The organism is Shewanella corallii (assembly GCF_023349125.1).
Taxonomy (GTDB): domain Bacteria; phylum Pseudomonadota; class Gammaproteobacteria; order Enterobacterales; family Shewanellaceae; genus Shewanella; species Shewanella corallii.
The window spans coordinates 510,780-520,788 of record NZ_JAKIKT010000003.1; the positions used below are offsets into that span (position 1 = coordinate 510,780).

Annotated in this window: 9 protein-coding genes, 2 tRNA genes, 2 rRNA genes and 1 pseudogene; 4 read left to right on the top strand and 10 right to left on the bottom strand. The window is 48.7% G+C overall.

The features are described 5' to 3' along the window. Positions 1-66: 66 nt before the first annotated feature. Both bioA and L2725_RS11405 read left to right on the top strand, forming a co-directional pair. A complete protein-coding gene (gene bioA, locus L2725_RS11400; RefSeq protein ID WP_249249064.1) occupies positions 67-1,389 on the top strand; it encodes an adenosylmethionine--8-amino-7-oxononanoate transaminase in 1,323 nt (440 codons plus the stop codon). A 161-nt stretch (positions 1,390-1,550) separates the two neighbouring features. Next, a complete protein-coding gene (locus tag L2725_RS11405) occupies positions 1,551-2,492 on the top strand; it encodes a Dyp-type peroxidase (protein ID WP_249249065.1) in 942 nt (313 codons plus the stop codon). Positions 2,493-2,555: 63 nt separating this feature from the next. On the opposite strand, the gene traF is transcribed toward L2725_RS11405, so the two are convergent. The 3 genes from traF to cobB all read right to left on the bottom strand — a co-directional run bounded on the left by traF (position 2,556) and on the right by cobB (position 5,002). Next, complete coding sequence (traF, locus tag L2725_RS11410; RefSeq protein ID WP_249249066.1) at positions 2,556-3,752, bottom strand: conjugal transfer protein TraF; 1,197 nt, start codon at positions 3,750-3,752, stop codon at positions 2,556-2,558. 77 nt (positions 3,753-3,829) lie between these two features. Then, on the bottom strand, positions 3,830-4,255 hold the full coding sequence (locus L2725_RS11415) for an AAA family ATPase (protein ID WP_115138606.1): 426 nt from the start codon (positions 4,253-4,255) through the stop codon (positions 3,830-3,832). Between the two features lie 21 nt (positions 4,256-4,276). Continuing rightward, positions 4,277-5,002, bottom strand: coding sequence for a Sir2 family NAD+-dependent deacetylase (gene cobB, locus L2725_RS11420; protein WP_249249067.1), 726 nt, complete (start codon positions 5,000-5,002; stop codon positions 4,277-4,279). A gap of 246 nt (positions 5,003-5,248) precedes the next feature. Between cobB and fur the strand changes: the two genes are divergently transcribed. Both fur and L2725_RS11430 read left to right on the top strand, forming a co-directional pair. Continuing rightward, positions 5,249-5,680 (top strand): ferric iron uptake transcriptional regulator, encoded by a 432-nt coding sequence (gene fur, locus L2725_RS11425; RefSeq protein WP_115138594.1) that lies wholly within the window; start codon positions 5,249-5,251, stop codon positions 5,678-5,680. A 253-nt stretch (positions 5,681-5,933) separates the two neighbouring features. Continuing rightward, positions 5,934-6,245 (top strand): DUF3135 domain-containing protein, encoded by a 312-nt coding sequence (locus L2725_RS11430; protein ID WP_248937640.1) that lies wholly within the window; start codon positions 5,934-5,936, stop codon positions 6,243-6,245. A gap of 2 nt (positions 6,246-6,247) precedes the next feature. Here the strand turns inward: L2725_RS11430 and corA are convergent, their stop codons facing one another. From corA to L2725_RS11465, 7 genes and pseudogenes are all read right to left on the bottom strand, one after another. Next, a complete protein-coding gene (corA, locus tag L2725_RS11435; RefSeq protein ID WP_249249068.1) occupies positions 6,248-7,195 on the bottom strand; it encodes a magnesium/cobalt transporter CorA in 948 nt (315 codons plus the stop codon). Positions 7,196-7,297: 102 nt separating this feature from the next. Further along, complete coding sequence (locus tag L2725_RS11440) at positions 7,298-7,654, bottom strand: hypothetical protein (protein WP_249249069.1); 357 nt, start codon at positions 7,652-7,654, stop codon at positions 7,298-7,300. A gap of 462 nt (positions 7,655-8,116) precedes the next feature. Further along, positions 8,117-9,155 (bottom strand): annotated as a pseudogene (locus L2725_RS11445) (IS630 family transposase). Between the two features lie 223 nt (positions 9,156-9,378). Beyond that, positions 9,379-9,455: transfer RNA gene (locus L2725_RS11450), tRNA-Asp, on the bottom strand. A gap of 11 nt (positions 9,456-9,466) precedes the next feature. Continuing rightward, positions 9,467-9,582, bottom strand: a 5S ribosomal RNA gene (rrf, locus tag L2725_RS11455). A gap of 168 nt (positions 9,583-9,750) precedes the next feature. Continuing rightward, positions 9,751-9,826, bottom strand: a tRNA-Val gene (locus tag L2725_RS11460). Between the two features lie 90 nt (positions 9,827-9,916). Next, positions 9,917-10,009: ribosomal RNA gene (locus L2725_RS11465) — 23S ribosomal RNA — on the bottom strand; the annotation flags it as partial.

Here is a 10,009-nt window from a genome sequence, read left to right on the forward strand (position 1 = left end):
TAGCATAGCTTTACCCCTTAAACTGTCAACTCAACTGCGCCAACAAAGTTGACTAACGGTGAAATAATGAACAACAAAACCAAGATCGATTACCAGTTTGACCAGCAACATATCTGGCACCCCTATACCTCTATGCTGCACTCTCTGCCAGTTTACGGCGTTGCTTCAGCTAAGGGATGTGAGCTGACGTTAGAGGATGGACGGGTATTGATCGATGGCACCAGCTCCTGGTGGTCCTGTGTTCATGGCTATGGGCACCCGGCCATACTTGATGCCATGCAGACACAGCTCAGTACTCTGAGCCATGTCATGTTTGGCGGCATTACCCATGCCCCTGCAGTGGAGCTGGCAAAGAAGCTGGTCAATATGACTCCCGCCAGACTCACCAAAGTCTTTTACGCCGATTCAGGTTCTGTTGCCGTTGAAGTAGCGATGAAAATGGCGCTGCAATACTGGCAGGGACGGGACAAGCCACAAAAGCAGCAGATACTGACAATCAAAAATGGCTATCACGGTGACACCTTTGCGGCCATGAGCGTATGCGACCCCGAAGGTGGAATGCATACCATGTTCGGCAACTCTGTCACCCCCAGATTATTTGCTGCCGCACCTCAGTATGGATTCGACACACCACTGTCTGATGCCGATAAACAGGCACTGCGTTCAGTATTTACGGAGAAACATCAGGAAATTGCCGCCCTGATCCTTGAGCCTGTGATGCAGGGCGCTGGGGCGATGAACTTCTACTCCCCAGAGTACCTGGCCTATGCCAGAGCCCTGTGCGATGAGTTTGACGTGCTCTTGATTGCCGACGAAATTGCCACTGGCTTCGGTCGTATAGGTAAACTTTTCGCCTGTGACCATGCTGGCATTGAACCGGATTTGATCTGCCTGGGTAAAGCCCTAACCGGTGGCTATATCAGCCTGGCGGTCACCATGTGCAGTGATGAAGTTGCCGAGGGTATAAGTCGTTCACCTGCAGGTGTGTTTATGCATGGTCCGACATTTATGGGCAACCCACTGGCCTGTGCGGCAGCTCATGCCAGTATGACCCTGATTGAAATGGGTCATTGGCAAAACCAGGTGGAATCCATTGAGGCTCAACTGAAACAGGAATTGGCTGCAGCCAAGGCATTCGATGCGGTCAAAGAGGTCAGAGTGCTGGGCGCGGTTGGGGTCATCGAACTTCACCAGGCGGTTAACACAGCGGTAATGCAGAAAGCCTTTGTAGATAAAGGCGTGTGGATAAGACCCTTTGGCAACTACATCTATATTATGCCGCCTTATACTATCAGCAGTGACCAACTCAGTCAGTTAACCAAGGCTATGCTGGAGGTCGCGGCATCAGACTTTGATAACCAAGGGGCTCCCTCTATCAGTCATGGTTAATTATCAAGCTAAATCATAATCTTAATCTTTATTCCAGCTTAATATAGTTTCACAAACTGTTATTGCGCCCCAGCTTGGTTATAGTAAGTGAATTAATCTCCGGTTCAGATTTTTGCTGAATATCTGAACCGGGTAATCACACCAGACCAGGGGATCCTTCTATGACGCAGCTTTCCACTCTGGCTCAGCCAGGCGTGCTCTCCAACCCAAGCTCCCATGTGGAGTATCTCACCTTCTGTCTGACCCCGGACTCATCAGGCGATGAACATATTGCAGATGCGCTGGGGGCATTGGGCGGCATAGAAAAGTCTATCAATCAGAAAGATCCCTCCGCAGGACTAGAGATCAGCATAGGTTTCTCATCATCGGCCTGGAAGCAACTGTTCCCTGACCAGACTGCACCGGCTCATCTGCATCCGTTTCCGGAAATGCGCAACGGCGAACGCCACTTCCCCTCTACACCGGGTGATATCTTTATCATGGTGAAGTCAGAGCGTATTGATCTCAATTTCCAGGCAGCTAAATATCTGCGTAAAGCGTTTAGCAATTTTGCCTTATTAACCGAAGATATTCAGGGCTATAAGTATCTGGACAATCGCGACATGATCGATTTTGTCGATGGCACTGAAAACCCTGTGGGTGATGAAAGAACAGAAGCTGTGCTGGTCGCTGATGACATAGATATCCATCAGGGCGGCAGCTATCTCCATGTTCAGCGTTATACCGACCGTCAGGAGTTGTGGGACAGGCAAACCACTGAATATCAAGAGCAAGTGGTGGGTCGTACCAAGATGGATAACGTTGAGCTGGATGATGATGCCAAACCCGCCTGGGCACACAATGCCAAAAGTAAGGTGGAGATTGACGGAGAGGAGATCAAAATGCTTCGTCAGAATCGCCCATACGGCAATGCGATGGAACACGGCACCATGTTTGTTGGTTTCGCGGCAGATCCCTCTATTATCGAAACCTCACTGAGACAGATGATCATCGCAGATGAAGATGGTCACTATGATCGATTGCTGGACTTTGTCGAAGCGAAGACTGGCGCTCTGTACTTTATGCCTTCTGCAGCATTTCTTGAACAGTTTGATGATGATTAAGCCATAAGATCAAATACAAAAAAGGGACCTTATGGTCCCTTTCGCGTTCACATACTTCCGAGTTTAGAACTTAACACCAAACTGGACGGCACCGCCAATTTCGTCATCCTGGCCAAACTCTCCGGCCAAATCTATGGTCACTGTATCCAGCGGAGAAATCCCCAGCCCCACAGTGAAAAAGTCATCATAGTTACCGCTCATATCATTACGGTATCCGGCACGCAGTTGAACCTGTTCAAAAATATCCAACTCTGCACCAACCCTGGCCCATTGACGTGGCTTGAGGAATGCCTCGTCTGCACCATCGATAACAAAGGACTTGTTTTCAATCAGATCCAGATCCAGCTCCAGAGAAACACCAGCCAGGTCTACCGCGGCTCCAGCTGTTATGGTGGGCTCCAGGGTCAGCTTTTCACCGGCGACGTTAACGATATCCTGAGAGATAAGGTTTCTGGCAACCAGACCAACAAAAGCAGGACCAACCTGAGCATGCAAGCCCACATCAAGGTTAAAGCCCGTGGTATCAGTCATGTATTGGTCTTCAAAATAGTCGTCGCTGTCGTAGTTACTGATATTGGCAACATACAGGTAGGAGTCCAGACGTTGCACTTTGGGAGTGACACCAACAGACAGACCACCAATAGCGGGCACTGAGAGCTTGGTCGCGAAGCTGACGGCAATCTCATTAACCGCCACAGCTCGGGCCAGACCCTCAGATGCAATATCATTCTGGTCAAATTCACCCGACTCCAATGCTGAGTCGATCAGATTCTCATCTGACTCGGCAAAACTAAAGTCACCCTTGGCCCATAGCTGCCCGCCCAGAGTGATACCAAAGGCGAGATCTTCAGAAGGACTGTAAAAAGCGAGTTCAGCATTCAGCTGACCATCAATGGTATCGTCGTCCAGCGCTTTAAGGCTGTTTATCAGGGACTGGGCGTCGGCCTCGGTTGGCGGGTTATTGGGGTCAGGGTTGTTAAACAGGGACTCGAACCTGTCCAACTGATCCTGAACATCATCCACACTATCTATAGTGTCATTGTAATCTTTCGCCTGGGCCCGAATGCCCAACTTCAAATAAAAGTCATCGTTATCATCAAAACGTGTCAACAAAGCGGGGTTAAGGTTGGCACGGGTAAAGTCACCACTGGCTATACCTGTGCCGGCAACGCCTGCACTGCGGGCATCAACAAAGGCATCGGCCATCACTGCTGGCGACATCATCAGGGCTATCCATCCTGCCAAAGCTTTTCGGTTCATCATTTACTCCATTAAATACCGGCTGCAGACGAACGCCGCTGCAGCACTCCATGTGGGTCGACCACACTGAAAATAGCTCAGAATTCACTGAATTGCCGTGCCATAGCGCGAATTTTCTCAATACCCACATTGTGTTTATTGCGCTGTGCACACAGCTTTTGATGTTCTGGGTTCTCAGGGTCGCCTATCAATACCAACCTGACTGTGTACCCCATAGCCTGAGCAGCTTTTTGGTAACAAAGGTACTCCCACTGTGCCAGGTTGGTGTTATCACAGATCACGACAGGTAACCCCATGGCCAACCCATCTATAAAGGCGGCCAAGTTGCGCTGATGATATTCACTCAGGCGTTGTTTGTTGAAAACATAATTATCGCCCTGATAAAAAAAGGAATCGGTTGAGCAGTATCCCTGGGTACGAACCCGCTGTGCGAGTTCTGGTTCCAGGCTTTCAAGATACTCATTGACCCAGTGAGACTTACCGCTGCCGGGCAGGCCGCGCATAATGATGGCGAGCTTAGACACTCATACTTCTCCGGAAATACGCTTTCCCTGTAAAATTTGTTCGACCAGTTGCGGCATAAGCTCACCCGCTTTCCCTGTAAGGTGTAACTGGAACTGGCTATCGCGTCCTGGCTGGGCAAGATTAACTTCAACCGTATGAGCGCCATGATGATTGGCAGTATCAACAAACCCGGCAGCAGGATAAACCGTACCCGACGTACCTATGGCAATAAACAGGTCGCACTCCTCCAGCGCAAATTGAATCCTGTCCAATCCAATCGGCATTTCGCCAAACCAAACCACATGCGGTCTCAGTCTGTTTCCGGGGATACAACAGGTACAAAGGTGATTCGGGCCAAATGGTTCGCTGAGCAGAAATGTCTGACCGGATTGTGGGCAACGTCCCTTCACCAGTTCGCCATGCATGTGCAGCAACTTGTGGGAACCGGCGGTCTCGTGCAGGTTATCAATGTTCTGAGTCACCAGCAGAAACTCACCTTCAAATTCGCGCTCAAGTTTGGTCAACGCGTCATGAGCAGGATTGGGTTGGACATTAGCCTGCATTAACTGCCGCCATCTTTCATTGTAAAACCCTTCCACCAGGGCTTTATCTTTGGCATACCCCTCGGGCGTGGCCACGTCTTCAATATGGTGGTTTTCCCACAGGCCATCCTGATCCCTGAATGTCTTAATCCCTGATTCAGCGGAGATCCCGGCTCCGGTTAACACCACAATACGTTGATACATGACAGTTCCTTTACCCTGTGCAGGTCTTTCCCTTTAGACTCGAAATTGAATGTCAAAGCGACTTAATACAGCATAACCTTACTAAATGTGTGCTTGATATTGCTATATTTTTCAGAAAATTCGAGCAATATGGCCAAATTAAGGACCGATTCAAACTCAAAGGTTTAAGTTTTAAAGTTGACCCCCTATAATGGCTGTCAGTACAAGAAAGGTGAACCCTTGGGTTCTGCAATCAAGAGACAAATAATGACAGATGGAAATCAAGCGCTGAAAAAAGCGGGACTGAAAATTACCTTGCCACGAGTCAAGATCCTGGAACTGATGCAAGAACCGGAAAACCAGCACATCAGTGCAGAAGATCTGTACAAGAAGTTGTTGGACATTGGGGAAGAGATTGGCCTTGCGACTGTATACCGTGTTCTCAACCAGTTTGACGACGCAGGTATTGTCTCACGTCACCATTTCGAGAGCGGCAAAGCAGTATTTGAGCTTTCTACCCAACACCATCATGACCACTTGGTTTGCCTGAGCTGCGGCAAAGTAATCGAGTTCAGTGATGAAGTAATCGAAAGCCGTCAGAAAGAGATTGCCAAAAAACATAACATCAAGCTGACCAACCATAGCCTCTACCTATATGGTGTATGTGTAAACGACAGCTGTGATCATGGCGATCAGTAGTCCAGCATAATGCTTCTTTAAAAGCCTCTGTTATCAGGGGCTTTTTTGTATCTGTTAAACACGAACCCCAACTATCCTCAAGCCTAAAACCTCCCCGGATTGCTGTTCTACTGTGGCCGCAGTAGCAGAGACTTATAACTATTTCAAGGTAGATGTTAAATTTCTAGATGTTTCTCGTCTTGTTGCATTCGCAACATTTAAGTAGTTTGAACCTGTAGACGTTTAGTAGGTTTAACTGCACAGAGGGGGATGTATGGCGGAATTGCCCGACTTCGACACCCTGAAGTGGCTGGCAGAGAATGACCCTGCCAAATTGGCCAAACTTCAGGAAACCCTCACGGAAGAGATAATTAACAGCTCACAAAATAACAGAGCTCAGCTAAGGAGCCTTCATCATCACTATAAAGAGCAGATGAAGCGATGCACTAACCCATATCACAGATGTGTCATGTCTATGGCACTGATGCGCGGCAAACTATTTACTATGGCAGCCGCTATCAACAGCCCGGAGGAGTTTCAAGCCCAAAAGGCATCAGTGACGCCTATTGACAGAAAGCTACAATAGCGTCAAAGCCAGCGCTTCATGCGGAAGAATAAATAGGTCCCTGCGGCGCTGGCTAACATCAATATCAAAGCCAACGGATAACCATACTGCCATTTCAATTCAGGCATATCACTGAAGTTCATCCCGTAACTGCTGGCAATCAATGTAGGTGGCAGGAACACCACAGCTGCAACCGAGAATATCTTAATAATCTTATTTTGCTGCAACCCACTGAAACCCATTGCCGCATCAAGCAGGAAGTTCAGCTTATCAAAAATAAACTGACTGTGTGGCATCAAAGACTCGATATCCGCCAACATCTCCCGCAGTTCCTTCATCTCGTCATCTGAAAGGTTACGACGGTAGTAACGCTGAATATATCTAAGCGACCTTTGAGTATCCAACAGACTCAATCGAATCTTACCGTTGGAGTCCTCCTGCAGAGTGATCATCTTGAACACATCATCCAACTCTTCATTGTCGAATACCTCGCGACCAACGTTATCCAGTACGGTATAAACGTCTTCAATCAAATCTGACAGGTAGTCGACCTTGAGGGTGAAAAGTTCGATAAACAGGTCCTTGGGGCTGTTGACATCAAGCCGTCCCAACCTGAGGTAGTTCCGCAACAAACGAATAAGACCTATGTCCTCTTCCCGCATGGTGATCAGCATATGCTCACGCAGGTTGAAGGATACGTTAACCGCGCGAACTTCCTGGCCTACACGTTGTGGGAAAAGGCTGTTGATATGCAGACCATCAGAGTTTTGATAAAAACGGGCTGACGCTTCAATCTCATTCATATCCTCTTCGTCCGGCAACTCCTCTTCAGAGAAGTTTGCCAGCCAGGCTCGCTCATCATCCTCCGGTCGATACAGATCCAGCCATATGGTCTCCGGCGGCAAGCAGTCATTCACACTCAGTTCGCGAATGGCCAACTTACGGTTTTCATAGACATATGCAGTGATCATAAAACCTCCGGAAGAGACTTGGGGTTCTACCCCTTCTGGCGGCACTTGCCGCAGACTTAACCGACAATTTTTGCGGTTCAATAAAGCGCGGGATACCTGGAGCTAGTTTGCTGAGACGGTAATGGTCTCCTGATCAGACACTCTGATCTGCAGTCCCTCTACTGTGGTCAGCAAGTTGCCATCTATATCCTTTTTGCGCACCTGGAAAGTATTGGATTGCCCGGTCGCCGGTGAGGAAACAGTAACATTTACAATTTGATAACCATCATACCAATGCCAGACGCTAACCCCTACCCCTAAAACCAGAATCGTGGCAAGAAAAGCGATAATCCCATAGCGTTTGAGCAGGGATTGACCCGTCACCATAGCCTGAGGCGCTTCTTTAACTGAGCGCTTACGGGTAAGAAAATGCCAGGCGATGATCAGCACCAAAGCGGTCAACAGGATCTTGGTCAACAAAAGGAAACTCCGGCAATACAGAAAAACGCCCTATTCTATCCCTTTGACCATAAAAAGCCGACCTCTCATTAAGGGGATTTTACCTTTAGTCACAAGGAGTTTGAGGCAAGCCCTGATTATCGGCAGTGATTGGAGATATCGGCCCGGCAAGTGCAGGGGGCCAGTACTGTACTCGAGTCCCAGGACGATGACAGCCTCCTCTACAGGCTTTGATAGGCTAGTCCGCAGAGTCAACAGTTGGAGTTTTCAGGCAGATAGCCAGCATCGATCAAATGCAATCCGGTATGCATTGGCAGAGCTACGACGAAGCCATACGGGCTCCAAATCGCAGGAAACAAAACGCAAAAAGCCCCATCCGAAGATGAGGCTTTTCACTTAATGTTGGCGGGCGAGTGTGGCGAAGCCACAAGCTTGTGAGCGCGAAGCTTTAGCGTAGCTGGGGCGGATTTATACCATTCCGCATTAAAGTTCAGTCACCTTCGCCCAGTCTCTGGTGCACATCTTTATCACTCGCTTTGTACTGCTGACGAAGTTGTTCCAAGCCTGACTGCAAGCATCTACTATGTCCTCATATCCTCTGAAACATCGATTAGCGAGATGATGTTGGCGCAGCCAACTCCATACCTGTTCGATGGGGTTTAGTTCCGGGGAATAGGGCGGCAATTTGAGTATCGACAAGTTGGGGATATCAACTGCAATATCATTGGTATGCCAGCCTGCACTATCCATTACCACCACGGCATGTCGTCCAGGTTTAGTTCGATTAGCGATCAGTTCCAGGTGCTGGTGCATGATGTCCTTATTAACAAAGGGGGTGATAAGCGCTTCAGTTTCTCCCGTTGCAGGACAGACTGCGCCGAAGAGGTGTGCATATTCAAACTGCTGCTGTTTTAGCGCTCTGGGTCTACTGCCTTTCGGTGCCCAGAGTCGTGTTGTTGTATTTTGCTGGCCGAATCTGGCTTCGTCCTGAAACCAAATATCAATCTGGTGTGGTTGTATATGAATCGGTGTGTGAAGGATCGTTTCCAGAGGAAACTTTTTTAAAAGCGTCCTGCACGCCCAGAGTCTGTTTTGGATGCCTGGAGCGGCTGGTTATCCAGCTGAATCCCATGCTCTTGAGTAGCTTGTAGATATGATTGAGGTGATACTCGACACCAAACTCATTCGATATGTATTGCTGGATATCTGCCCCGGTTAGCCTGCCTCCCTAATCCGATTGTGCTTTGAACTCAATATATCTGGCGAGTGTCCGCTTTTGATCATTGGACAATGATGGTTTCTTGCCGGGCCGCTGCTTATCTTCAAGCCCTACGAGCCCTTGTTCAAGATAGTTTGAGACCCATGAGTTGACGCTGGATCTTGCCACCTTCAACTGGTTCGCTACTTGGGTGCGATTATGGGATTGCAAAAATAGGGATACGGCGAGTAACCGCATACGCTTGTGGGGATTCTTTTCTTTTTTAGAGAGGCCAAGCAGGCTTTCGGCAGTTTCAGATTTCATGGGCCAATCATAAGTGTTGAGTTGCCTACTATTAGATCAGACTTCAATGCGGATTGGTATCACTTAATGTTGGCGGAGCGGACAGGACTCGAACCCGTGTGCCTTCGGCACGCGTAACAGGCCGACTTTCTCTAAACAAAGAGTCTAACCAACTGAACTACCGCTCGTGTAATTCTGAAAATACAAAAAAGCCCCGTCATTTCTGACGAGGCTTCGTTGTAAGTGGCGGAGCGGACGGGACTCGAACCCGCGACCCCCGGCGTGACAGGCCGGTATTCTAACCAACTGAACTACCGCTCCACTAAATTGGCGCTTGGCAATGACCTACTCTCACATGGGGAAGCCCCACACTACCATCGGCGCAGCTGCGTTTCACTTCTGAGTTCGGAATGGGATCAGGTGGGACCACAGCGCTATTGTCACCAAGCAAATCTGTTGACTTGTCTCTTGAACGTCTGACGGCATTGTTGCTGCACTCAAATGCTCACATAGCGCTGCTATGCTCCGCTTTTCGTTTGCCACGGCTTTGTCAGCCGCCCAATATCCTGCGTCAAGGAAGTCTAAATTCGGAAAGCTAATATCTAGCAAGAAAATATGGTGGTCGCTACTGGGCTCGAACCAGTGACCCCCTCCTTGTAAGGGAGGTGCTCTCCCAGCTGAGCTAAGCGACCTGGGATTCTTTATGCTGTTTGAGTTCGACTTCAATCAAGTCTTGTATTCTATTCAAGGTTCTAACCAGTAAGGAAACCCTTTTGGGTTGTATGGTTAAGCCTCTCGAGTCATTAGTATCAGTTAGCTCAACGCCTCACAACGCTTACACACCTGACCTATCAACGTCCTAGTCTCGAACGGCT